The following is a 22,767-nucleotide window of genomic DNA, read 5'->3' on the forward strand; positions in this document are numbered from 1 at the left end:
GTCAGCAGGCGCTCACCGGGGCGTCCTCCGGCAGGTCGAAGTACGCGCGGGCCGCCGCCTCCAGGCTGTGGGCGGATATCGAGTCCTCCGCCTTCGACTCGGCGAGGAGCCCGAAGTGGGACTCCGTCCATTCCGCGTAGCCGTCGCCGTCCGGCGGCTCCTCGCGGGACACGACCCGGTAGGTGCCGTCCGTCCGCCGCTCCAGGCGGACCACCTGGGGGTAGCGGCCGCCGGAGCACTCCACCAGGGAGCGGTCCTGGACGCCGTACTCCATGCACAGGGTGTTGACGCCCGCCCGCACCACGCCGTCGTGCTCGTTCAGTTCCAGGGCCTCCGCCCGGCAGAACCAGCGGGCCCTGAGCCCGGGCACGGTCTCCGCGTACCCGCTGCCCCGGGAGTCCGCCGCGAGCCGTGCCTCTATGACCGGCCGCACCTCACCCCACAGCCCGGCGTCGACCCCGGGCGGCCACATCACCCAGGTGCCGGTCGCCACGAGCACGAGCGCGGCCCCCACGCCCGTCCCCCACTTGTGTATCGACATCCCCGCCCACTCCTCACCCCGCCGTTCCCGACCGTCTAGACAGCCGTCGGGGGGCCGGGGTTGCACAGGAAGCCCGGCGGCCTTGGCCAGGAATGATCGCCGGGCGGTAAGGCACACTGGATGTTTGGCCGTGACCTCTGGCCTTACCGAAGGGTGCCGCGCGTGAATGGTCCGCTCATCGTCCATACGATCAGGTGTGATGCACACACTAAGGGATAGGTCCGAGCTCTGGAGCGGTTTCCCTCACAGCGCTTGAGCCTTCCACCTTCCGATCCATGAGATCGGGCAGGCTGTAGGGAGGCGACCCCACCGCCATTCGCGCTGATCGCTGACTTCCGTGATCGTCGGCCTCTGTGTGCCGTCGTTGCCGTGAGCGTTCCCGTCACAACTCGTGGGCAAAGCCACCCGATGCGTGGGCTAGTCAGTCCCTCTATCGACCAAGTACCTTGTGACGCATGGAACCTGGCGGCACAGGCAAGGAGGAGTTGCTCACGCAGCTTCGCCGAGGGGTCCTGGAGTACTGCGTTCTGGCTCTGCTCCGGGATGGCGAGCAGTACGGCGTGGAACTGGCCCGCCGACTCGGATCGGCGGATGCCTTGACTACCAGCGAGGGCACCCTGTACCCCCTCCTGTCGCGACTGCGGCGCCGCGGCCTCGTATCGACAGAGTGGCGGGAGTCGCCAGCAGGGCCACCCCGCCGGTATTACCGCCTCACTCCGGACGGACAGAGCACGCTTGCCAGTTTCAGCGCCGAGTGGGCCACGTTCCGGCGGGCCGTGGATCAGCTCATGGAGGGGGAGTAGACGTGGAGTCCAGGGACTTGGTCCAGGAGTACATGCGGCAGCTCAAGGTGCAGTCTCGGGTGCTGCCACGAGCACAGCGCAAGGAGTTGCTGGCAGACATCCGCGAGCATATTCAGACATCACTTGCGGGCACCCCCGACCACGACGCCGCGTATGCGCGTGGAGTGCTTGAGAGACTGGGCGACCCGGTTGACATCGTCGCGGCTGCGAGTTCTTCCGATTCCGTTTACGCGGGCTCCGGTCTCCGGCAGTGGGGCCCGCTGGGAACCGTGCTTCTCCTCCAGTTCGGAGCCTTCCTCTGCGGCGTCGGCTGGCTGACCGGTGTGCTTCTCCTGTGGACCTCACAGCACTGGCGATTCCGCGACAAGGTCATCGGGACGGCCCTCATCCCCGGGGGCTTAGCCATCCCGATCTTTCTCACCTTCGCACCCGAACGCTGCACAACGACGCCCAGTGTTGGCCCTGTGGCCGAAGAACAGTGTGGCCACATCGTCACCACACCCGGCCTCGACCTGGTCTTTCTGGTGACGCTTTGGGTGTTTTCTATCGGATCTACCGTTTGGCTGATCTACAGCTCCCGCACACAGGTTCCTCATTGATTCCTCAAATATCCATGTACCTTTGCGGGGCGCTGAGCGCGTCTCGCGGCTCTTCCCGCCTCAGGACGCGCAGCAAGAACACGCACCAACGCAACTGACCAACGAGCACAGGAGCGTTTGTGAGCAAAGGTTCTGGCAGATCCGCGTTCCTAGGGGCTGGCGTCTCGCTGGCCGCCATCACCAGCGTGCTGCTGACAGCGGCACCGGCGTCCGCCCACTACGTCTACGAGGGCGGCTGGACGTATCGGACGCAGTACGACTGCACGGCCAACCGCGTGGAGACCAGCCACGGCAGGTACAACGACGGGTTCAGCCGATCAGAGGTAGCGGCCTGGGAAGAGAACTGGCTCGGCTTCCAGTGCACCTTCCCCTCTTACCGCGCCAGGGGCTACATCCGCACCCGCATCGAGCTCCACAGATGGAACTCCTCCAAGTCGCGCTGGGAACTGTGCTGGAAGAACAAGGGCTGGTGGAAGAACACCAAGAACGCCCAGCAGATCGACGTCGGCGTCACCTACAAGAACGGCCATAGAGGCCCGTGCGGCGCGGGCTGGTATGGGACCACAGCCCACGGTCATCAGTACAACGGCGGCTGGCACGGCGGCGGGATGTTCTCCGGCTCCCACTGGCTCCCCGTTAGCTGACGAGAACAGGAGAACACCGATGAATCGTTCCGCCAGCTTTTGGGTGGGCGCAGCCGCCACCCTGACCCTCGTGGCGGGCGGGGCCACGCTCGCCGTCGCGGGCAGCGACGAGGAGATACCGCCTCCGGCTCCCGCATGGGTGGGCGCCAGCGGGGCCGTGGACAGCAGCGCTATCCCTACGGAGGCGCCTTCGCTCCTACCTGACGGCCGTCCCAACATCAACGGGCTCTTCGTCGACGACAACGGCGACAGCAGCACGACCGTGGACAACCTGCCTGGGACTGAGTCCTCCGACCGCCCCGTGGTCGAGGGTGAACCCGTCACCGAGGAACTCGCGTGGGAATTTCCGGAACCCACCTGTGAATATCGACCCGCCACGGGAACAACGTTCAGGACGTCGGTCAACCACTGCTCACGCGAAGACGGCACGTTCGCCGTCAACGGCACGCTGCAGGACACCGTGACCGACGGCAAGTGCACCAACATGACCGTCTTCATCGGCTCCTACCAGCGGACCTGGAAGGTGTGCGACGGGCAGACGATCAGGATGGACACTGATTTCCAGATCGGCACCAGCGCGGCCTGGGGGTACCGCTCCGGCGTCGTCTAGACCGGAGATCGCGGGAATCTGACGGAGCCTCTGCGTCCGGTCCGCGCCTGGTCGGCACGCACTGATCCACAATGCGGTAGAGCGTGCTCAAGGTGATACGGGGCTTCACGTGGAAGGGGTGTCTCTCAGCGAGAGGCACCCCTTCTGGCCGGCAACGACCCTGCTTGCGACCGTAGTCCACTCGCTGAGCCCCTTCCTCGCGTGCACACAGTCCCTCCCATGCAGACCCCGAACGGTACTGTGGACCCATCTCGTCAGGCTGACGCGAAAAACCTCAACCCGTGTTCGTCGCTCCGTCGGTCTGAGATCCTGGAGACCGATCACGAGAGGGGCCGCAGGTATGGAGTGGAAGACCCACGGCGAGCGACAGATCTACACCAACAAGTGGGTGAACCTGTGTCTGGTCGACGTGCAGCAGCCGGACGGGCGCAGGTGGGAGTACCACGTCGTTCGCCTGCGGCACCTGTCCGTGGCCGCCGTGGTCAACGACCGCCAAGAGGTGCTGATGATGTGGCGACACCGCTTCATCACCGACTCGTGGGCCTGGGAGTTGCCCATGGGCCTGGTCGAGGAGGGCGAAACCCCCGAGGAAGCGGCGGGCCGTGAGGTTCTCGAAGAAACAGGCTGGCGTCCCGGACCCATCAAGCCCCTGATCTACGCCGAGCCGGCCAACGGGATCACCGACTCGCAGCACCATGTCTTCCGCATCGACGGCGCGACCTACGCCGGACCGCCCACGGAGAAGAACGAGTCCGACCGCATCGAGTGGATTCCCCTTTCGGAAGTACGGGGCATGATCGACCGCCGCGAGATCGTGAGCAGTGGCTCTCTCGTCGGCCTGCTCTACCTGCTCATGGACGAAGCGATCCGCTGACCGGCGGCAGGACTTCCCGTAGCCGAGCCTCGAAGGCCAGTGCTACGGGCTCCTGCCTGTGCGGCGCCAACTGATCGTAGAACTCCCGGAGATGGCCCGACACTCGCTCGGAGGCCACTGCTGACGCCGGTTCCAGTGCTTGCGTGGCGGTGTGGCACGCCTGGTCAACCTTGCCCTGGTCCAGTTGCGTCCGGGCGAGCCAGAAGGAGTGAAATGCCCGGCCGCGCTGGTTGGTACGGGCTTCGCGCCGCAATGCGTCCGCGATCAGAGGTTCGGCGGTCGCGGCTTCGCCAAGTCGGCCGTGCGCAATGCCGGTGTCCACGATCAGCTTCGTCTCGTCGAAGTACGTCACCCATGACGGGTCCGGGTCGCTCCCCCGGATCTGCTCGAAGTTGCGGTGCGCCTCCCCGATTGCCTGGTGGGTGGAGTCCCGGTTGCCGAGCGTGGCGTGGGCAAAGGCTTCGCGCATCGACAGCATGGAGCGGACCCGTGGTGTCGTGTCGGCTGCGGAGCGGGCCTGGTCCTGGGCGGCGGTCACGAGAGCCAGAGAGTCGGCGGGCTTGTCCTGGTAGGTGCCCTGCAAGCTCATACAAGCAAGGACGTTGGCCATGAACTGGCGGTCGTCGATCTCCTTGGCCAGTTGCAGAGCCTCGGTGAAGTACGCACGGGCCTGGCTGTACTGGCGGGCGTCGAAGTAGGTCCAACCGGTAAGGCGGGCCAACTCGGCCGCGATCCCGTACAGGCCCTTCTGGATGGACGGCGGCCGGTTCTCCTTCAGGAGTCCGACGACATGCCGGAGCTGGCCGACGATGGCCGGCCTCAAAGCCTCGCCTCCGTGCTGGTCGTCCCGTCGCCAGTAGTCCTCGATGGAGGAACGAAAAGCCTCAAGGGTCGCTGTATTGAGGCTCGTTCGCGTGGCCAGCGCCAGGATGCTGTCCACATCGGGACCCGGCAGAGACGCGGGAGGCTGCTGCTCTGGCTCGGTCGCCTGGGGGGCTTCCCGCTCGGTGACCAGGAGGGCTTGAGGCGTCTCCCACTCCCGGCGGGCAAGCCCGAGCATGTGTCCTGGGATGCGCAAGCCGTCCGCGATGCGCTCGATGACGTCCATGTGCTGCAACTGGCGTTGTCCTGCGATGACTTCGCCGACCCGGCTGGGCGTCAGCTCACAGCGCCTGGCGATCATCGACGGGTAGATGCCTGCCTTGGCCTTCACCAGCCTGAAGACCCTGGCGAAGTCCCGCACCCGGCACGCGTCGATCATCTCGGGATCGGTGAGCAGCCTGGCAGGCAGTTCCTGCGGCCGGTCGGCGTCGGGCATCGGCAAGCTCCCACACTGCGAGGGCTACACAACGTCGCTGATTCTCTACTTCCCGCGATATTACCCAAGTTGGGTAATCAGCCTGACCTTTTGGAACGGGTCCCCCGATCGCGATGCTCCTTCCATGGCGAGCAACCAGCAGACCAGACCGAGCATCGGTGAACTGGCCAAGGACAGCGCCCGGGACCGGATCGGCGTCGTCATGGGTGAGGTCGGCGGCCGCGTGCAGATACGGCCGCTCTGCGGCGGCACGGAATGGGATGCCATGCCGGACAACGTGGTGGCGCCGACCGCGCGGGAGGAACTCAGCGCCCGCCTGGCGATCAAGAACGGCAACAGTCGGGACGGTCTGTGATGCGCGTCATCGGCCGGTACGCAGGGGTCCTGTTCGTCATCCTGATCAGCGGCTCGTGCGGCCTGGTGATCGGCATGACTCTCGCCATGGGCCATTAGACGGGCCGCCCTGGACGGGTGCCAACTCCCCGGTTCCCCCTTCCCCGTTCGGGGCGGCCATCCAACCCACGCAGCGCACACACAAGGAGTACTCGCATGACGGCAACGGCAAGGGATCTGAAGACCGGTCGCGCGGTAGCCGGTGAGGAACTGTTCGAGAGCCTCGCCCACTTCGTGGTCGTCCACAACGGGCAGTCGCGCCAGCGTGCCGAGCGGATCGCGGACCAGGCGGTCGCCTTCTTGGTCACCGCGGCCACGGCCACCGTTCCCATGGTCCCGTCGGACGACGTGGACCTCGGTCTGCACGCGCTCATCCTGCACACGAGGGAGTACGCGAGGCTGTGCGAGCGGTACGCGGGACGCTTCCTGCACCACAACCCCAAGCCGGGCGGCGGGGGCCGCGACCCGGAGAAGGTCATCACCTCGGCACGCGCCATGAAGGCGGCCGGTTTCATGGTTCTCGACGACCTGTGGACCGTGGGCGGCCAGAACCTCGCGCAGTGCGACTCGGACTGCGGCCGACCGTACGGTCAGGACTAGCACACGAAAGCAGCGACGCGGCCGGCCTCGATCGTGGTCGGCCGCGTTCGCCCGGAAGGAGAACAGACGTTGTCCGGGTCACCCCCCGAACTGCCGATCGTGGTGCTCGACGCACTCATGCCTACGACCCAACGACTGGTCCTCAACCGCCGGGGCTCCACGGTGTGGGAGGTGGACAGCCACCGGGGCCATTACGCCGTGAAGGTCGGCTATCCGATCGAGGCCACCGCCGACTGGGACGCCCAGCCCTGGACCGCTCTCGCACCCGCACGCGAGGGGGCCGTGCTACTCCGCCTCGGCCTGGCCGACCTCGCGTACGGCGAATGGGAGGGCGGAACCTGGAACTTCCAGCCGTGGCACGAAGGGCCGGACCTGTACCAGCTGTGGGAACCCTGCCGCCGCCCTGACTCCTCGATCACACCCCACACCAGCGTGGCGTTGAGCTGCGTCGAAGCCCTGGCCGAACTCCACGCCAAGGGCTGGGCACACGGAGACGTGCAACCAGCCCACTTCATCATCGGGCCGGAGCGAACCCACCTCATCGACCTCGCCCTCGCCCAGGGCGGCCACGTGCCCGAGGGCTACGACTTCCCGTTCCGCGGCTGCCTCGTCCACTACGAGGCACCGGAGATCGCACGCAGCGTGCTCGACACCGGAGAAGCCGAGCCGACGCAGGAAGCCGACGTGTACGCGCTCGGTGCCTCCCTGCTGATCTCCGCTACCGGTTGGCGGGCGATGGACTACCCGGACGACGCTCCGCGCTCGGTGCAGAGAGAGGCCGTGGCGGACGGTCGGCGCCGTCCCGTGAAGGCGCCTGGCGAGCTGGGCAAGTTGATCGACGCAATGCTCAGCCATGCGCCAGGGGACCGGCCCACCATCTACGAGGTGTGCAAGGCTCTGAGCTGATTCCGAAGCGCCGGTTCGTCGGCGCCTCTCGCACGGCCACAGCCGACAACCTAAAGACCGGACCACCCCTCAGCCTGGACAGCATTCCGGGTGGTCCGGTCGCGGAAGCCCTGATCAGGACCCCGGTGCCGATGGTACCGGGGCGGTTGGCGTGCTCGAACGTGGGAGCGGCTGCAACCCCGGCTTCGCGATGTCGAGTTGGAGAGGGTTCTGAGCTGAGCCAGCGAAAGTCAGCCACGACGGCGGGTGCGCCGACCGAGCACCCGTCACGTGTGTTTCCAGCAACCCCGTACCGGTCTCAGCCACGCTTCCTCCATCGTCACGGGGCACACCTCGATCCGACCTGGACGTTGCCGACGTGGCCTGTCCCTCTGGACTCGGGCTGCGGCCCTGTGGGCCATGCGGCGTCGAGCCGTGGGCGGTTGGGCGGCGTGGTTGGGCTTGGTGCGCGTCGGCCTGGTCCTGGTGCTCGGAGTGGTCGGGTTGCTTCCTGGCCTGGTCGTCCGCCTTGGCGATGCTGCGCGCTGAGCGGGTGGGGGCCGCCGTAGCGGTGGCGGAGACATGGAGCGGCGGGGGGGGGGGGGGGGGGGGGGGGGGGGGGGGGGGGGGGGGGGGGGGGGGGGGGGGCCCGGGGGGGGGGGGGGCGCGGCGTTCGCGGGGGCCGGCACAGGGGGGGCGGGCGCCCTTGGCCCCCCCCCCCCCGCGGCCCGCCGTAGGCGGGCCGCCTTGATCCAGTAAAGAAACTCTGCACAGCTCCGCTGCGCTGGGCTCGATCCAGTAAAGAAACTCTGCACAGCTCCGCTGCGCTGGGCTCGTGGCCGATCGCACGACCATGCGCTGACCCCGCCTCCCCATCCATTCCGCAGTTCTGATGCCATATGAACCCAGGTTGAGGCATTCATGATGGTTCGTTCTGACGATCGGCGGAATTTATCCACAGGCTGGGGGTCGCATAGTTCTCGCGATGGACGAGCGGCATCCACCACCTGGCGTTATGAATTCGTGATCAAACCGGCTGTCACATCAACCGACCCCTCATTCCCCTTCCCTGGTAAAGGGCCGCTCTGAATCGAGTGACCCAGATCACAGAATGAGGTGTCACACCAATAGGGGTGCTCGACACCTGTAGCAGACGAATGAGGGGTCCGACCGAATGCGGAGCCAGAGATGAGGAGTGGCGTGGATCACAGAAGCGGAAGTCACACCGACGCAGATTTCTGCACCCCTATAGGTGATCCACGACGGAGCGAGCGGCGCAATATAGCCGACGATCGCCGGTTACCCAAACCGGCGATTCTCCGGACCATTGATGCTCCTGGCCAACGACTGGAAGGACGAGTGGCATGAGCGCACGGTGGCACGAGTTCCCGCCCAACGGGATGCGCGGGAATCCGAAGGACGGATTCTGCCCGCCCTGCGGGAGAGCAGCGCCGCACGCCTCCGACGTGTCCGGTCTGGCCGGTAGACCTGGCTCAACAGCCGCGATGACGGCTTGCCGGGAGGTACGGACAAGCCCTGATCCGGCGATGGATGACCGCCGGGCAAGCCTTCGGGCAAGCCCTCGGCAGTTGGCTGAACGCAGTACGCAACAACGGCACAGCAACGAACGGGTGGCCATGACTGAGCACGAGGCAGCACGTATTGCGGCGCAACTGGAGGAGGTGGAAGAGAAGCTGATGCAGCTGGAAGAAATAGCGCGTCGGGTCGCCGAGAAGGTTCCCGCTACTTCTTCAGCCCCGTAGCACCGCCGAGTTGCTGGAAGACCTGCAACAGACTGTCGAGCCTGGCGTTTATGGCATCCAGCCGTTCGGACAGCTCGACGTATTCGGGTGTGGGCATTCGCCCGCCGCTTGCCGCCTCGGGAGTGCCGGCCTTCGAGTCGGCCTCTGAGGGCAGGGGATCGGCGACGAAGTTGCCCCGACCCGGCATGGAGTAGATCAGCCCTTCATCGCGCAGGATGCGCAGTGCGGACCGCGCGGTCATGTTCGCGATTTCGTAGCTCCCTTCGAGGTCGCGCGACGAAGGGACCCGCTCGCCGGGCTTGAGGCGCCCAGAGCGGATCTGCCGCCGCAGCTCCTCGGCGACCAGGCGATACGGCGGAGTGTCGGAATCCTTGGGCAGCTTCATAGCCCGAGGGTAGCGGGCCTAGCCCACCTCGCGCAGTAAGACCCTGATGCACCCCAAAACGACCACGCTAGCTCACCCTTAGCGCGATGCGCGCTAAGCGCTTGACGCACTCAACTCACGTAGTGCACTGTTGATCTCGCCCCGCCGCCCCTGGCGGAGCACCTACCGAAAGGACGTAACACCCATGGCTCGTATCCGTGTTGGCCTGCTCCCCACCGCGTCGTTCATGGTCGGCACCCTGCCGGTGCCGAAGTACGCGGACGCCGAGAAGACCCAGTTCGCGACCGACCGTGAAACCGGCGCGAAGCTGAAGACGATCACCCTCTTCTTCATGGAGGAGGACCGCGCCGAGGCGCTGAAGATCACCGTTCCGGAGACCGGTCTCCCCAACGGGCTCAAGCCGGGTGTGCCCGTGATGCCGGTGGAGCTGTTCGCCACCCCGTGGGCCCGGATCTTCAACGGCCAGCTCTCGGACGGCATCGCCTACCGCGCCGACCGCCTGGACCTGGTCGGCGGCGCTGCCCCGGCTGCTGAGGCTGAGGCGGCGTGAGCGGCACCGCATTCCGGTCCGGCGCTGAGCGCAGCTACCCGCTGCCTCACGCCGGGCCGGAAGCCCTGCTCACCGAGCCTCTCGTGAACTCGGCGGCGGCCGTGCTCGTCGGCTACGGCTATCCGCGCCTTACCGGCCCGGATCGGGCGGCTCTCAAATCGGCCCTGGTGGCCTTCCTCTACGAATCACAGGAGAACGGCTCATGAAGGATCTCAACGACACGGTGGAAGGGGTCTTCGGCTATGGCCCCCTGGTGGTCGGCGTGGTGCTGGCCGTGCTGGTGGCCTGGTCGGTGTGGTGGGCGGTCCGCTACCTGCGCGCCGATGCCATGACTCGGCAGTCCATCCGGCAGGCCGTGCGCGTGCGGCGGACCTGGAAGCGGCTCGCGCAGATGCTGAAGCTGTGCGCCACGGACAAGATGCCGACCCCGCTGGCGTCGCTGTCGAACACGGACGGCAAGCCCGTCAAGCCCCGCATCCTGGTACCCGCGCTGAAGGTCACGCATGACGCGTATGGGGTGATCGCGCGGGCGAACTGCCTGCCCGGCGTGGGTCTGGAGCAGTTCCAGAAGGCGGCCCCGCACCTGGCCGATGCCTGGCGGTGCACACGGGTCGCGGTCACCCAGGACAAGCCTGGGCAGGTGGTCATCCGTGGTGTGCGGCTCGATCCGCTGAAGTTCACCACCGAGCACCATCCCACGGGTGAGATACCGGAGGAGATCGCCCGGTGGGACCTGGGCTTGGACGAGTACGCGCAGCCCGTGTCCGTCGACCTCACGCAGGTGCCCGGCGTCACCGTGGCCGGCCTTCCCGGCTTCGGCAAGACCTCGCTCATCAACCGGCTGATCTGCGACTGGGCACCCTCGCCCGCGATTCAGATCGTGTGCGCAGACGGCAAGGTGTCCACGGCCCGGGAAGGCGACTACGCCCACCTCGTGAAGCGGATGTTCGCCTTCGTCGGTGACGACCTCGAAGAGGCCAATGCCCTATTCCGGCGTCTGGTGGACCTGCGCCGCGCCCGCGTCTCGGCCGCTGAGCGCATCCTCGGAGTGCAGAGCATGTGGGAGGTCGGCCCGTCCGCAGCGTGGCCGCTCGTCGTCGTGATCATCGATGAGGCGCACACCTACTTCCGCGACCACAAGGGCAGCGACCCCAAGACGAAGAAGCTCGCCGCGCTCGCCGCCGAGAACGCCAGGCTGGTTGAGGACCTGGTGAAGAAGGGCCGCAGCATGGGCATCCTCGTCATCCTCGCCACCCAGAAGTCCACCGGTGACGCTATCCCCACGTTCATCCGCGACGTGTGCCCCATCGGTCTGTCCTTCGCCCAGAAGACCGCCGAAGCTGCCGTAGCCGCGCTCGGTGAGGACATCCGGGAATGGCCCGACGCCAACCCGATCAACCTCCAGGACCGCTCCTACGTCGGCGTCGCCTCCATGAACCACCAGTCCCAGCCCGGCTTCACCCGCATCCGCACGCCCTTCGTCTCCGGCAAGGACGCCGCCTACATCGCCGCCCGTACCGCCCACCTCACCGCCGACCCGGCCGACCTGCTCACCGCCCAGCTCCCCGGCTTCGGCCTCACCAAGTCCGCCCCGAACAACACCACCCCGCCCATGGCGGCCTGACTCGCCCTGCCAACCCCCTCGCTTCACGAAAGGAGGTGAACACCCATGACTGAGGACCGGATCACTCAGCGCACCATCACCGCCGTGATGATCGTCATCGCCGCGCTGGCGTTCGTCTTCTCCTTCGGCAACGTCTGGGCCCTAGCCCTGCGCCTGGGCGTCCCCGCACCAATCGCACCGCTCATCGCCCCGATGGTGGACCTATCCGTGGTCGGCCTCCTGGTCGCCCTGCGCTACCTCTCCCTGCGCGGCGTCACGCCCGAACAGATGAAGGCAGCAACCCGCCTCATGCACTTCTCCGGCCTGCTGACCCTGGCCCTCAACATCGCCGAACCCGTGGTCGCCGGGCACTACGGCCGCGCTGCCGTCGACGCCGTGGCCCCGCTGCTGCTCCTCGGCTGGGGAGCGGTCGGGCCGCAACTCCTTCGGGCCTTCCACACAGTCGCCTCCGACGCCACCGCCCCGGCCACCGCTGCGGAACCGGCCCCCGTCCCGGCGCTTGCTGCCTCACAGGCGCGCCCGGCCGTAGCCGTTACGGCTCCAGTCCCGGCCGCGCCTGCGGTCAAGGTCCCCGAACCGCTGCTGACCGAGGCACGCTCCATCGCAGCGTCACACCAGGCCGAGCACGGAGAAACGATTACTCCGACTCAGCTCAAGATGCGGCTCGGCATCGGCCTGCCCATGGCCACTGCTCTCCACGCCGCTCTGTAGAGCCGCGCTTCCCCCGCCGGCCTTCCGGCACTTCCCACCCTCGCCCGCCCCTGGGTCCGACTCGTCATGCCTGCGGGCAGCAGCCCGAGCGCACTGAATCGCTGCTGCCCGCAGGCCCCACCCTCGCGCCAGAAGGGACACCCCGCCACCCATGCGCCGCCCCCTCGACCTGCGCCACGTGATCAGCCCTGGCCTGCGGGACCTGATCAAACTGGCCAACACAGACGACTTCGACCGTGTGACCGAACAGGTCCGCGACCTGCACGGCTGCACCAACCCCGTCAACCTCCACGGCTGGACGGTCACCACCGACCAGACCACCAAGCAAGTGATCCGCTCCTACCGTTCCGAGGACGAACCCTCCGGACGCCTCCTCACCACCTGTGGCAATCGCCGCTCCTCCCGCTGCCCCGCCTGCTCCCGCGTCTACGCCGCCGACACCTACCACCTCATCAAGGCCGGACTGTCCGGCGGCAAGAACGTCGCCGACACCGTCCGCGACCACCCCCGCGCCTTCGTCACCCTCACCGCCCCCTCCTTCGGCGCCGTCCACAACCGCAAGACCGGCCACGCGGGCAAGCCCCGCCCCTGCCGGTGCGGCACCCAACACCCCGAAGAGGACCCGGTGTTGGGCACCCCGCTCGACCCGGCCACCTACGACTACACCGGCGCCGTGCTCTGGAACGCACACGCGGGGCAGCTGTGGGCACGCTTCACCACCTACCTGCGCCGTGCCCTGGCCGAGCACCTCGGCATGACGCAGAAGGCGCTGAACGCCGCTCTGCGCGTCTCCTTCGCCAAAGTCGCCGAGTACCAGAAGCGCGGCCTGGTCCACTTCCACGCCGTGATCCGCTTCGACGGACCCGACGGCCACACCACCCCGCCCCCGCCCTGGGCCACCTTCGACTCCCTGAACGCCGCCGTGGGCCTGGCCGTCAAGCGCGCCCGGCTCACTGTCGAGTCCGGCGCTATCGGTGAACGCGTCATCGCCTGGGGCCGCCGGTTCAAGGTCGACCCCATCTCGGCCCTGGGCGACGGAGAACTGACCGACGCCCGGGTTGCCGAGTACACGGATGCCAAGGTCGCCGGATACGTCGCCAAGTACGCCACGAAGAACGCCGAAGGTACCGGCACCGTGGATCGCACCCTGATGTGCCGCCCCTGCGCTGGACGTGGCTACGTACGCGGCCCAGACGGCTTCCACGACCGGTGCCCCGACTGCGACGGCACGGGGCAGGCCGAACCCATCAAGGCCCTGCCCATCCGGCAGCACGTACGGCAGATGATCCGCACCGCCTGGGCCCTCGGCCACCTGCCGGAGCTCGCCCACCTCAAGCTCTGGAAGTGGGCCCACATGCTCGGCTTCCGTGGCCACTTCTCCACCAAGTCCCGCGCCTACTCCACCACCCTCGGCGCACTCCGCGACGTACGCCGCGCGTGGCGCCTCGCCCAAGCAGAGGCTGCCCGCGCCCGCGTCGGGCTCCCCACCAGCGACGAGACCACGACCCTCGTCACCGCCTCCTCCTGGACCTACCTCAGCAGCGGCTACCGCCCCGGTGAGGAGTTCCTCGCAGCCCAGGTCCGCCACGACACAGCCCACACCCGACGCCTCAAGCAGGAGGGAGATTTCTCATGACCAACCGCAAGACGACGTTCGTCGGCCGCTTCCACTGCGGACAAGGCTCCTGGCGTGTGTCTACTGGGACTGAGGAAGTCGCCAGGGTCGTCGGGCGGCTCTTCGGCAGGCAATCGCCGTCCCACGACAGCCACGAAGCCGACCACTTCGAAGTGCTGCCCCGATCTACCTCCATGCGGGTCGTCATCTCCGGCCCCGAATCCATCAAGGCTGGCCTGCTGACAGCCGCACCCCGCTATGAACCCCAGCCCAGTACTCGCCTTTCGTTCCGCCTCGCCGACGCACACGCCCTCGGCGGCTTCCGCCTCAGTTCCGGCTCATGGGACCTGGCAGAGTCCGTCCCCACGTTGAGGACGGCACTGTCCGAGACGGACGGGGACGCCCTCTGCGAACTCGTTGCAGAGACAGTCGAGTTCACAACCCGCGACGGTTCGGCGCTGTCGTATTGCCGCCCCTCTATCAAGGTCATCGGCCCTTGGCACAACCCCGACCAGCACGTCGCCTAACCTGAAACACACGCAGCGGTGCCCCCACCTCGTCCGTCCGGTGGGGGCACCGCTGCGTGTCCGGTGACGTCGGCGTCAGCCCTGGCTGTCAGCCGCCTCGGTCTCCTGTCCGCTCTCCCTCGCCGCTGCCGCCCGCCGCAAGTGCCCCTCCTCGCCGAAGTACACCGACAGACGCGACGTATCCAGCTTCTTGCCGCCGCGCCTCGCGGGTGCCACCTCCACGTAGCCGCCCGCGTTCAGCAGCAAATCTCGCTTACCGGCCACGTCCGAGCGCTTCCACTGCTCGGCGTGCGTCTCGCCGGTCGGCTCCGCCTTCACGCCGCCCGGCTTCGCCGTTCGCTGCCTCTCCTTCAGGGACGCCAGACGCTCTTCCAGCTTGGTGTACTGCTCCGCGTACCGGATCGCTCCGTCGTCGCCCTTGAACAGGCCTCGGTCGTAGCGGTCCTTCTGCAAGTCGGCCAAGGCTTCCTCGGCCTGCCTGATCTGTGGGCGGAAGTCCTCGCCCGCCTCCTGGACCATCCGCATCACGGGAAGGTGCCCGTACTTCGCCAGGAACTGCTCGGTGACATGCTCCTCCGTGGTCACACCCGCCACGGTCGGCCCGTAGCACTTCTCCCCCGGCTTCTTGTCCCCCTTGGCCGCCCGCTGGCGATACTTCAGCGGACCGATGCACCGGTACCGAAGCTGACCGTTGCGCCCACTGAAGGTGTACATGCGCTCGCCGCAGACTCCGCAGTGCATGATGCCGCGCAGCAGCGACGTCCCCTCCCGGCGCTTCTCACCGGGATTGGCCCGGCGCTCCAACTCGTCCTGGAGCACCTGCCACGTATCCGTGTCGAGAATCGGTGGGCGGTTGACCAGGGGCAGCCCGTCCGTCCGCAGGATCGGCTTTCCGTCCTCGATGACCTGGCCGAGCAACTGGGGGTTGCCCAGCAAGCTCCGCAGCGTCGTCGTGTACCACTGCTTGGAGTCGCTGCGCTTGCCCATGGTCTGGCGTGAGGCGTGGCCGGGCGAGGGGACACCCTCCTTGTTCAGGTCGTTGATGATCTGCATGAGCGAGTCCTTGGCAAGCACCCGCTCCACGATCCGTTTGATCGTCTTGGCCTCGTCCTCGTTGACCGAGAGGACCTTGCCCGCCCCGTTGGGATTGGGAACGACCATGTACCCGTACGGGACCCGACCGCCGGTGTAGCGACCCTCGCGGCGCAGGTGCTCATGCGCGCTGGACACCCGCATGCCGATGGTGTCGGATTCCAGCTCCGCGAAGACCGCGATGACCTTCGCCATGGCTCGGCCCATGGACGACGTGAGGTCGAGCGGTTCCGTCGCCGACGCGAGCGCCACGCTCTGGTGCTCGGCGAGTCGCATGATCTCCGCGAAGTCGACCGTCGAGCGGGCGAGCCGGTCGATCTTGAAGAACACGATCACGTCCAGCTCAGCGAGCCGGGTCAGGACGCGCTGTAGCCCCGGGAGAAGCCGGAGACATCGATGTCCTCCTCGACGGCTATGACGTCCCAGCCACGTGCCTTGCACAGCGCCTCGCACGCCGATCTCTGGCGCTCGGGAGAAGTCGTCTCGTCCGTTTCACGCGATAGGCGAACATAGATAGCGGCGCGCATCCCCGGCGCGCTGGCCGGTACGCCCTTCCGGCGCCGGGCACGGGGCATGGCCCGAGCCGTAGCAGGTGTGGTGTCTGTCACGGTGACAATCCTATCCGCGGAGGTATGCGTGTCCTGCCTAATCGTCCAGTCGGACAAGACCCTGCTCCTCGAAGTCGACCACGAGCAGGCCGACGAGTGCCGTCGGGCCATCGCGCCGTTCGCGGAGCTGGAGCGGGCGCCGGAGCACATCCACACCTATCGGCTGACGCCGCTGGGGCTGTGGAACGCCCGGGCCGCCGGGCACGACGCCGAGCAGGTCGTCGACGCGCTCGTGCAGTACAGCCGCTACCCCGTGCCGCACGCGCTGCTCGTGGACGTGGCCGAGACCATGGACCGATACGGGCGGCTGACCCTCAGCAAGCACCCGGCGCACGGGCTCGTGCTCACGACCACCGACCGCCCGGTGCTGGAGGAGATCCTGCGGTCGAAGCGGATCGCCCCGCTCGTCGGCGCGCGGATCGACCCCGACACCGTGATCGTGCACCCCTCCGAGCGCGGGCAGATCAAGCAGACCCTCCTCAAGCTGGGCTGGCCGGCCGAGGACCTCGCCGGGTACGTCGACGGCGAGGCGCACCCGATCGAGCTGGCCGAGGACGGATGGGCGCTGCGCCCGTACCAGAAGCAGGCCGTGGAGAACTTCTGGCACGGCGGCAGCGGGGTCGTGGTCCTGCCCTGCGGGGCCGGGAAGACCCTCGTCGGCGCCGGGTCCATGGCACAGGCCAAGTCGACCACCCTCATCCTCGTCACCAACACCGTCTCGGCCCGGCAGTGGAAGCACGAGCTGGTGAAGCGGACCTCGCTGACCGAGGACGAGATCGGCGAGTACAGCGGGACGAAGAAGGAGATCCGGCCCGTCACCATCGCCACCTACCAGGTGCTCACCACCCGGCGGAAGGGTGTCTATCCGCACCTGGAGCTGTTCGACTCCCGGGACTGGGGTCTGATCGTCTACGACGAGGTGCATCTGCTTCCGGCTCCCGTCTTCAAGTTCACGGCCGATCTTCAGGCCCGGCGGCGGCTCGGGCTGACGGCCACGCTCGTCCGTGAGGACGGGCGGGAGTCCGACGTCTTCTCCCTCATCGGGCCCAAGCGCTTCGACGCGCCCTGGAAGGAGATCGAGGCGCAGGGGTACATCGCGCCCGCCGACTGTGTCGAGGTCCGGGTGAATCTGACGGACTCCGAGCGGCTCGCCTACGCCACCGCCGAGCAGGAGGAGAAGTACCGCTTCTGTGCGACGACCGCGACCAAGCGGAAGGTCACGGAGGCGCTCGTCAAGCGGTTCGCGGGGCAGCAGATCCTGGTCATCGGGCAGTACATCGACCAGCTCGACGAACTCGGCGAGCATCTCAACGCCCCCGTCATCAAGGGCGAGACCTCCAACGCCCAGCGCGAGAAGCTCTTCGACGCCTTCCGGGAGGGCGAGATCAGCGTGCTGGTGGTGTCGAAGGTCGCGAACTTCTCGATCGACCTGCCGGAGGCGACGGTCGCCATCCAGGTCTCCGGCACCTTCGGCTCACGCCAGGAGGAGGCCCAGCGGCTCGGCCGGGTACTGCGCCCGAAGGCGGACGGCCACCAGGCCCACTTCTACTCCGTGGTCGCCCGCGACACCATCGACCAGGACTTCGCCGCCCACCGGCAACGGTTCCTGGCGGAGCAGGGGTACGCCTATCGGATCGTGGACGCGGACGAGCTGTTGGCGGAGGGCTGAGCCATCGGGTGCCGCTGAGCGTGACCGGCCCGGTACCTTGGCGGCACAGCACGAGCCACGGTAAGGAGGGCGCCATACTGGCCCGGGCACCGCGCCCCACCGGGGGCTCACCTGCGGCGGACGCCCGCTTCCTCGCCGTACTCGCCGAGTATGACCACGTCGAAGGCGGCGCCCGCGAAGACGCGGATCGCGCGGAGGGCGCTGCCGAGCCGGTGGCCGGCGTGGGTGTCGGACAGGGGGGTCGCTCCGGACGGGCGACCGGGGGCTGGGGTGAGGGTCGCTGCACTCATGTCTCCATGGTGGCCTTCGAGGCATAAGGAGGGCATCGGCCCTAGGTCCCCACTTGCTGTGATACCTGAGTACCCCCTGTGGGTGGAGCCTCCCCCACTGGAGGGAGGGGCGATCCCCTAGGGGGCTCGACAGAGGGCTCGGCAGGGGGCTGGACGGGGGCCTTCAAGGAGCCTTCGAGGACGCCTCGAAAACAGTTGGCACCCCCGCCGCCCCCTCCCGTAAAATCTCCGCTCTTGCCCGCCTCCCACCCGGAGTGCCGCCGCCCGGACGGAAACCGGTCGGTACCTCGCTGCCACGCAGCCGCGCCAGCATCCAGCCCGCAGCACCTTCGGAGGCACCGCCTTGTCCACGCCCGTCGACGACCCCGCGCCCCTGGACGACCCACTCGGCCGCGAGCGCGGTCATCTCGCCGCGTCCCGTGCCGCCCTGCGTGCCATGCGGGAGGACGCCGAGTCCCTCGACATCAAGGACGTCACCGCGAACTGGGTCAACGCCCAGATCCTGGAACGCCAGATCAACGAGCGCATCAAGGCCCTGGCCGACCTCAGCGACACCCCCCTGTTCTTCGGCCGCCTCGACTATCTGCACGCGCCCGGCATGGACCTCGCCGAGGGCGCGGACGGCGAGCGCTTCTACATCGGGCGCCGGCACGTCCACGACCACGACGGCGACCCGATGGTCATCGACTGGCGGGCGCCGGTCTCGCAGCCGTTCTACCGGGCGTCCAAGAAGGACCCGATGGACATCGCGCTGCGCCGCCGCTTCGGGTACACGCGCGGCGACATCACGGCGTACGAGGACGAGCACCTCTCCGACCCCACGGAGCCGTCGGGGGCCGCCACCACCAGCAAGCTGCTCCAGCAGGAGATCGAGCGGCCGCGTGTCGGTCCGATGCGGGACATCGTCGCGACCATCCAGCCCGAGCAGGACGAGATCGTCCGCAGCGGCCTGAACGGCACCGTGTGCGTCCAGGGAGGCCCGGGCACCGGGAAGACCGCCGTCGGTCTGCACCGGGTCGCGTATCTGCTGTACGCCCACCGTGAGCGGCTCGCCCGCACCGGCACCCTCGTCATCGGGCCGAACAGGTCCTTCCTCCACTACATCGAGCAAGTCCTCCCGGCGCTGGGCGAGTTGGCGGTCCAGCAGGCGACCGTCGACGACCTGGTCTCCCGGAACGCCGAGGTGCGCGGGACCGATGACGCGCCCGCCGCCGTCATCAAGGGCGACGCGCGGATGGCGGAGGTGCTCCGGCGCGCCGTCTACTCCTACGTCACCCTGCCGACCGAGCCGGTCGTCGTGATGCGCGGGTCACGGCGGTGGCGGGTCCCGGCGTACGAACTGGAGGACATCGCCCGGGAGTTGCTGGACCGCGACATCCGCTACGGCGCCGCCCGCGACGCGCTTCCGCAGCGCATCGCGCATGCCGTGCTGGTGCAGATGGAGCGTTCCGGTGAGGCGCCGGACGACCGGGTGCAGGACGCGGTGGCCCGCAATACGGCGGTGAAGGCGGCCGTGAAGGAGATCTGGCCGCCGGTCGATCCGGCGAAGCTGGTGCTGCGGCTGCTCACCGACGCGGACTTCCTCGCCGTACACGCGGAAGGGATCCTCGACGAGGACGAGCAGAAGACGATCCTGTGGGCGAAGCCGGTGCGGTCGGTGAAGTCGGCCAAGTGGTCCGCCGCGGACGCCGTGTTGATCGACGAGGCGTCCGACATCGTGGAGCGGACGCACTCGCTCGGGCATGTGGTCCTCGACGAGGCTCAGGATCTCTCCCCCATGCAGTACCGGGCCGTCGGGCGGCGTTGCACCACCGGGTCCGCGACCGTGCTCGGTGACCTCGCGCAGGGTACGACGCCCTGGGCTACGCGGAGTTGGGACGAGGCGCTCGCTCATCTGGGCAAGGTGGACGGGGTGATCGAGGAGCTCACCGCCGGTTTCCGTGTGCCGACGGACGTCATCACGTATGCGTCCCGGCTTCTTCCGCATATCGCGCCCGGGCTGACTCCGGTGGCGTCGGTGCGTGAGAATCCGGGGTTCTTCGATCTTCGGGAGATCGGGGGGACGGAGGAAGTCGTCGCCGCGTGCGTGGAGTTGCTGGGGAACGAGGGGTCCACCGGGCTCATCGCTGCGGATGCGAGGGTCGCGGTGCTGGCGGAGGCCCTCGACGCGGCCGGTATCGGGTATCTCGACCCCGGCGAGGAGACGACCGAGGAGACTCGGCTGACGCTGGTGCCCGCGTCGCTCGCCAAGGGTTTGGAGTACGACTATGTCGTGCTGGATGAGCCGCAGGCCGTGGTGGACGGGGAGCCGGATGAGCGGACCGGGTTGCGGCGGCTGTATGTGGCGCTGACTCGGGCGGTGTCGGGGTTGATCGTTACGCATGTGGCGGCGTTGCCGGGGCAGTTGGCCTAGCCGCTTGATGTGCGTCGGAGGGTGCGGGTGCGTGGGGGGCTGGTCGCGCAGTTCCCCGCGCCCCTAGGCAAATACAGTCACCGCCGGTCCAAGACGCTGCGCCACTTCGCCACCGCCCCCGCCGACACCCGGCCCTCCCAGCCCTCCGGCCTCGCCGCGCCTCCGATATGGAAGGCGTCGATGCCTGCGGTCAGCAAGGTCGGTACGTGCTCCAGGGTCAAGCCGCCGCCCACCAGGAGCTGCTGTTCGTAGCCCGGCTCGCCGCGCCGTCCCGCCTCGGCCAGCAGCGTGGGAAGCCCCGTGTCCACGCCCGCCGCCGATCCCGCCGTCAGGTAGGTGTCCAGGCCCGGGAGGTCCGCGAGCTGTTTGCGGAGGGCGTCGCGGTCGGTGGTGTGGTCGATGGCCCGGTGGAAGGTCCAGGGGGAGCCGTCCAGGGCGGCGACCACCTGCTCGACGGCCGCCAGGTCCACCCCTCCGTCCGTGTCGAGGAACCCGAGCACGAACTCCTCCGCGCCCGCTTCCCGCAGCTCCCGTGCGACCCGGACCACCCGCCCGGCATCCCCCGCGGCGAAGCCGTCCGCCAGCCGCAGCATCACCCGCAGCGAGAGGTCGACGGCCCGGCGGATCGCGGTGAAGGTCTCGACCGGCGGGGTCAGCCCGTCGGCGGCCATGTCGGTGACCAGTTCGAGCCGGTCCGCGCCTCCGGCCTGGGCGGCGACCGCGTCCTCGACGTCGAGGGCGATCACCTCCAGGACTGCACGCTTGCTCATGGGACCCCATTCATCGGCATTCATCGGCGGCTACAGGTCTAGTCCAATCTCAAGACTACGCCCGCAGCCGCCGCGCCCGCGACAAGATCACGCCCGCCGGGTCAAAGAGACCTCAGCCGAAGACGTCCCGGCCGAAGATGTTCAGCTCCCCCTCCTCCGCCCCCGCCAGCTCGAAGTCCCGCCCCGCCACCGGACGCCCCGTGTACAGCCGTACGAGCGTGGCGGCGTCCCCGATGAAGCGGGCCGGCGTCCGGTCCCCCGACACCGCGCCCAGCGTGAGCGGCTCGTCCACGTCGTCCAGGTCGGCGTGCACCTGAAGCCGCCCCCGTTCCCGGGAGACCCGGGCGAGCAGGGTGAGGGCGTACGGGAGGCCGGGGCCCGCGTACGCGCCCGGTTCCCCGAACACATCCCGTACGTCACCGCCGTGCACCCACTCGCCCAGCGCGAGCATGTCCAGCCGCCCGCCGGCCTTGGCGATCACCGGCCCCGCCTCGGTCATCCCGCGCTCCAGCTCGTCGACGACCTGCGCGTTCGACCAGTCGGCGCGCTCGGCGATGTCCCGGTCGTTGGCCTCGGACGAGAACACGCCCTTCTCGAACCGGTTCTCCACCACCCGCATCAGCGCGGACGAACAGTGCGCGAGCACATCCCGTACGGTCCACCCCGGGCACCCGGCGGTCGGCAGGGCGTAATCCGCGTCGGGGCGGGAGCGGAGCAGGGGGACCAGGGCGTCACGCTCGGTGGTCAGCAGGAGGCCGGGGAGCTCGGGGTCGCGTACGTCAGCAGCAGTCATGCCACCCCACGCTAGGGCCTGTCCGGCGGGGCGCGGGACAATATTGCCCATGGTCGATCCCGACGCCCTGCGCACCCGTTTCACCCGCACTCTGCGAGCCGCCGTGGCCGACGGCCCCGATCCCGCCCCGTACGCCGAGAACCTGCTCGTCCGCTGGCAGGAGCCGCAGCGCCGGTACCACACGCTCGCGCACCTCACCGCTGTCCTGGACCACATCGACGTACTGGAGAAGTACGCGGACGACCCGGACGTGGTGCGGCTGGCGGCCTGGTTCCATGACGCGGTGTATCTGCCCGAGCGGTCGGAGAACGAGGAGCGGTCGGCCCGTGTCGCCGAACGGGCGCTCGCCGAGGCCGGGTTGGCGGCAGACAGGACTGCGGAGGTCGCGCGGCTGGTTCGCCTCACCGTCACCCATGACCCCGCCGACGACGACCGCAACGGGCAGGTGCTGTGCGACGCCGACCTGGCCATCCTGGCGGCGCCACCGAACGCGTACGCCGCCTACACCGCCGCCATCCGCGAGGAGTACCACTTCGTGCCCAACGACGCCTTCCGGACCGGGCGTTCGGCGGTGCTGCGGCAGCTGCTGGAGCTGCCCGCGCTGTTCAGGACGCCGTACGGGGCCGCCGAGTGGGAGGCCACGGCCCGATACAACCTCGCCGCCGAACTCGAAATGCTGTCGAACTGAGG

At 68.4% G+C, this 22,767-nt stretch carries 24 protein-coding genes and 1 pseudogene; 17 read left to right on the top strand and 8 right to left on the bottom strand.

The window, feature by feature from the left end; translation table 11 throughout:
• Position 1: 1 nt before the first annotated feature.
• A complete protein-coding gene (locus ABZ928_RS15520) occupies positions 2–541 on the bottom strand; it encodes a hypothetical protein (RefSeq protein WP_361518446.1) in 540 nt (179 codons plus the stop codon).
• A 455-nt stretch (positions 542–996) separates the two neighbouring features.
• Between ABZ928_RS15520 and ABZ928_RS15525 the strand changes: the two genes are divergently transcribed.
• The 5 genes from ABZ928_RS15525 (at position 997) to ABZ928_RS15545 (ending at position 4,071) form a co-directional block, all read left to right on the top strand.
• Positions 997–1,344: a PadR family transcriptional regulator gene (locus ABZ928_RS15525; RefSeq protein WP_361518448.1), complete on the top strand. Its 348-nt coding sequence runs from the start codon at positions 997–999 to the stop codon at positions 1,342–1,344.
• Between the two features lie 32 nt (positions 1,345–1,376).
• Positions 1,377–1,943 (top strand): hypothetical protein, encoded by a 567-nt coding sequence (locus ABZ928_RS15530; protein WP_361518450.1) that lies wholly within the window; start codon positions 1,377–1,379, stop codon positions 1,941–1,943.
• Between the two features lie 119 nt (positions 1,944–2,062).
• A complete protein-coding gene (locus ABZ928_RS15535) occupies positions 2,063–2,587 on the top strand; it encodes a hypothetical protein (RefSeq protein WP_361518451.1) in 525 nt (174 codons plus the stop codon).
• Between the two features lie 19 nt (positions 2,588–2,606).
• The gene (locus ABZ928_RS15540) at positions 2,607–3,197 is read left to right on the top strand and encodes a hypothetical protein (RefSeq protein WP_361518453.1); all 591 of its coding nucleotides are present in this window, start codon (positions 2,607–2,609) and stop codon (positions 3,195–3,197) included.
• A gap of 340 nt (positions 3,198–3,537) precedes the next feature.
• Positions 3,538–4,071, top strand: a complete 534-nt coding sequence (locus tag ABZ928_RS15545; protein WP_361518454.1) for an NUDIX hydrolase — start codon at positions 3,538–3,540, stop codon at positions 4,069–4,071.
• Here ABZ928_RS15545 and ABZ928_RS15550 read toward each other — a convergent pair.
• A complete protein-coding gene (locus ABZ928_RS15550; RefSeq protein ID WP_361518456.1) occupies positions 4,049–5,389 on the bottom strand; it encodes a hypothetical protein in 1,341 nt (446 codons plus the stop codon). The two genes, ABZ928_RS15545 and ABZ928_RS15550, sit on opposite strands and share 23 nt — an antisense overlap.
• Positions 5,390–5,513: 124 nt before the next feature.
• Here ABZ928_RS15550 and ABZ928_RS15555 point away from each other — a divergent pair, with 124 nt between their 5' ends.
• The 3 genes from ABZ928_RS15555 to ABZ928_RS15565 all read left to right on the top strand — a co-directional run bounded on the left by ABZ928_RS15555 (position 5,514) and on the right by ABZ928_RS15565 (position 7,288).
• Positions 5,514–5,744 carry a hypothetical protein gene (locus ABZ928_RS15555; protein ID WP_361518458.1) on the top strand — a complete coding sequence of 77 codons (231 nt, stop codon included), beginning with the start codon at positions 5,514–5,516 and terminating at the stop codon, positions 5,742–5,744.
• Positions 5,745–5,938: 194 nt separating this feature from the next.
• Positions 5,939–6,382 carry a hypothetical protein gene (locus ABZ928_RS15560; RefSeq protein WP_361518459.1) on the top strand — a complete coding sequence of 148 codons (444 nt, stop codon included), beginning with the start codon at positions 5,939–5,941 and terminating at the stop codon, positions 6,380–6,382.
• A gap of 69 nt (positions 6,383–6,451) precedes the next feature.
• The gene (locus tag ABZ928_RS15565) at positions 6,452–7,288 is read left to right on the top strand and encodes a protein kinase (RefSeq protein ID WP_361518460.1); all 837 of its coding nucleotides are present in this window, start codon (positions 6,452–6,454) and stop codon (positions 7,286–7,288) included.
• 1,722 nt (positions 7,289–9,010) lie between these two features.
• Here the strand turns inward: ABZ928_RS15565 and ABZ928_RS15570 are convergent.
• Positions 9,011–9,415, bottom strand: coding sequence for a winged helix-turn-helix domain-containing protein (locus ABZ928_RS15570; protein WP_361518462.1), 405 nt, complete (start codon positions 9,413–9,415; stop codon positions 9,011–9,013).
• A gap of 184 nt (positions 9,416–9,599) precedes the next feature.
• Between ABZ928_RS15570 and ABZ928_RS15575 the strand changes: the two genes are divergently transcribed.
• From ABZ928_RS15575 to ABZ928_RS15600, 6 genes are all read left to right on the top strand, one after another.
• Positions 9,600–9,965, top strand: a complete 366-nt coding sequence (locus ABZ928_RS15575; RefSeq protein WP_361518464.1) for a hypothetical protein — start codon at positions 9,600–9,602, stop codon at positions 9,963–9,965.
• Positions 9,962–10,171: a hypothetical protein gene (locus tag ABZ928_RS15580; protein ID WP_361518465.1), complete on the top strand. Its 210-nt coding sequence runs from the start codon at positions 9,962–9,964 to the stop codon at positions 10,169–10,171. The genes ABZ928_RS15575 and ABZ928_RS15580 overlap by 4 nt, the downstream gene beginning before the upstream one ends.
• Entirely contained in the window at positions 10,168–11,589 is a 1,422-nt protein-coding gene (locus ABZ928_RS15585; protein ID WP_361518467.1) for an FtsK/SpoIIIE domain-containing protein, read from the top strand. The genes ABZ928_RS15580 and ABZ928_RS15585 overlap by 4 nt, the downstream gene beginning before the upstream one ends.
• Positions 11,590–11,634: 45 nt before the next feature.
• Positions 11,635–12,300 (top strand): DUF2637 domain-containing protein, encoded by a 666-nt coding sequence (locus tag ABZ928_RS15590; RefSeq protein ID WP_361518469.1) that lies wholly within the window; start codon positions 11,635–11,637, stop codon positions 12,298–12,300.
• Between the two features lie 151 nt (positions 12,301–12,451).
• Positions 12,452–13,936: a replication initiator gene (locus tag ABZ928_RS15595; RefSeq protein WP_361518471.1), complete on the top strand. Its 1,485-nt coding sequence runs from the start codon at positions 12,452–12,454 to the stop codon at positions 13,934–13,936.
• Positions 13,933–14,442 carry a hypothetical protein gene (locus ABZ928_RS15600; protein ID WP_361518473.1) on the top strand — a complete coding sequence of 170 codons (510 nt, stop codon included), beginning with the start codon at positions 13,933–13,935 and terminating at the stop codon, positions 14,440–14,442. The genes ABZ928_RS15595 and ABZ928_RS15600 overlap by 4 nt, the downstream gene beginning before the upstream one ends.
• Before the next feature lie 75 nt (positions 14,443–14,517).
• Here ABZ928_RS15600 and ABZ928_RS15605 read toward each other — a convergent pair whose 3' ends face one another.
• Positions 14,518–15,678 carry a recombinase family protein gene (locus ABZ928_RS15605; RefSeq protein WP_361518932.1) on the bottom strand — a complete coding sequence of 387 codons (1,161 nt, stop codon included), beginning with the start codon at positions 15,676–15,678 and terminating at the stop codon, positions 14,518–14,520.
• Between the two features lie 12 nt (positions 15,679–15,690).
• A pseudogene (locus tag ABZ928_RS15610) lies at positions 15,691–16,253 on the bottom strand (recombinase family protein); the annotation flags it as partial.
• Here ABZ928_RS15610 and ABZ928_RS15615 point away from each other — a divergent pair.
• A complete protein-coding gene (locus ABZ928_RS15615) occupies positions 16,171–17,811 on the top strand; it encodes a DNA repair helicase XPB (RefSeq protein ID WP_361518474.1) in 1,641 nt (546 codons plus the stop codon). The pseudogene ABZ928_RS15610 and the gene ABZ928_RS15615 overlap by 83 nt on opposite strands.
• 107 nt (positions 17,812–17,918) lie before the next feature.
• On the opposite strand, the gene ABZ928_RS15620 is transcribed toward ABZ928_RS15615, so the two are convergent.
• Positions 17,919–18,101: a hypothetical protein gene (locus ABZ928_RS15620; protein ID WP_361518475.1), complete on the bottom strand. Its 183-nt coding sequence runs from the start codon at positions 18,099–18,101 to the stop codon at positions 17,919–17,921.
• A 343-nt stretch (positions 18,102–18,444) separates the two neighbouring features.
• Here ABZ928_RS15620 and ABZ928_RS15625 point away from each other — a divergent pair, with 343 nt between their 5' ends.
• Complete coding sequence (locus ABZ928_RS15625; protein WP_361518477.1) at positions 18,445–20,514, top strand: UvrD-helicase domain-containing protein; 2,070 nt, start codon at positions 18,445–18,447, stop codon at positions 20,512–20,514.
• Positions 20,515–20,591: 77 nt separating this feature from the next.
• On the opposite strand, the gene ABZ928_RS15630 is transcribed toward ABZ928_RS15625, so the two are convergent.
• Together ABZ928_RS15630 and ABZ928_RS15635 are read right to left on the bottom strand one after the other, a co-directional pair.
• Positions 20,592–21,284 carry a copper homeostasis protein CutC gene (locus tag ABZ928_RS15630; RefSeq protein WP_361518479.1) on the bottom strand — a complete coding sequence of 231 codons (693 nt, stop codon included), beginning with the start codon at positions 21,282–21,284 and terminating at the stop codon, positions 20,592–20,594.
• A 112-nt stretch (positions 21,285–21,396) separates the two neighbouring features.
• Complete coding sequence (locus tag ABZ928_RS15635; protein WP_361518480.1) at positions 21,397–22,077, bottom strand: maleylpyruvate isomerase family mycothiol-dependent enzyme; 681 nt, start codon at positions 22,075–22,077, stop codon at positions 21,397–21,399.
• 49 nt (positions 22,078–22,126) lie between these two features.
• On the opposite strand from ABZ928_RS15635, the gene ABZ928_RS15640 reads away from it, so the two are divergent.
• Positions 22,127–22,765, top strand: a complete 639-nt coding sequence (locus ABZ928_RS15640; protein WP_361518482.1) for a hypothetical protein — start codon at positions 22,127–22,129, stop codon at positions 22,763–22,765.
• Positions 22,766–22,767 lie beyond the last annotated feature (2 nt).

Source organism: Streptomyces sp. NPDC046909 (assembly GCF_040644695.1).
Lineage (GTDB): Bacteria > Actinomycetota > Actinomycetes > Streptomycetales > Streptomycetaceae > Streptomyces.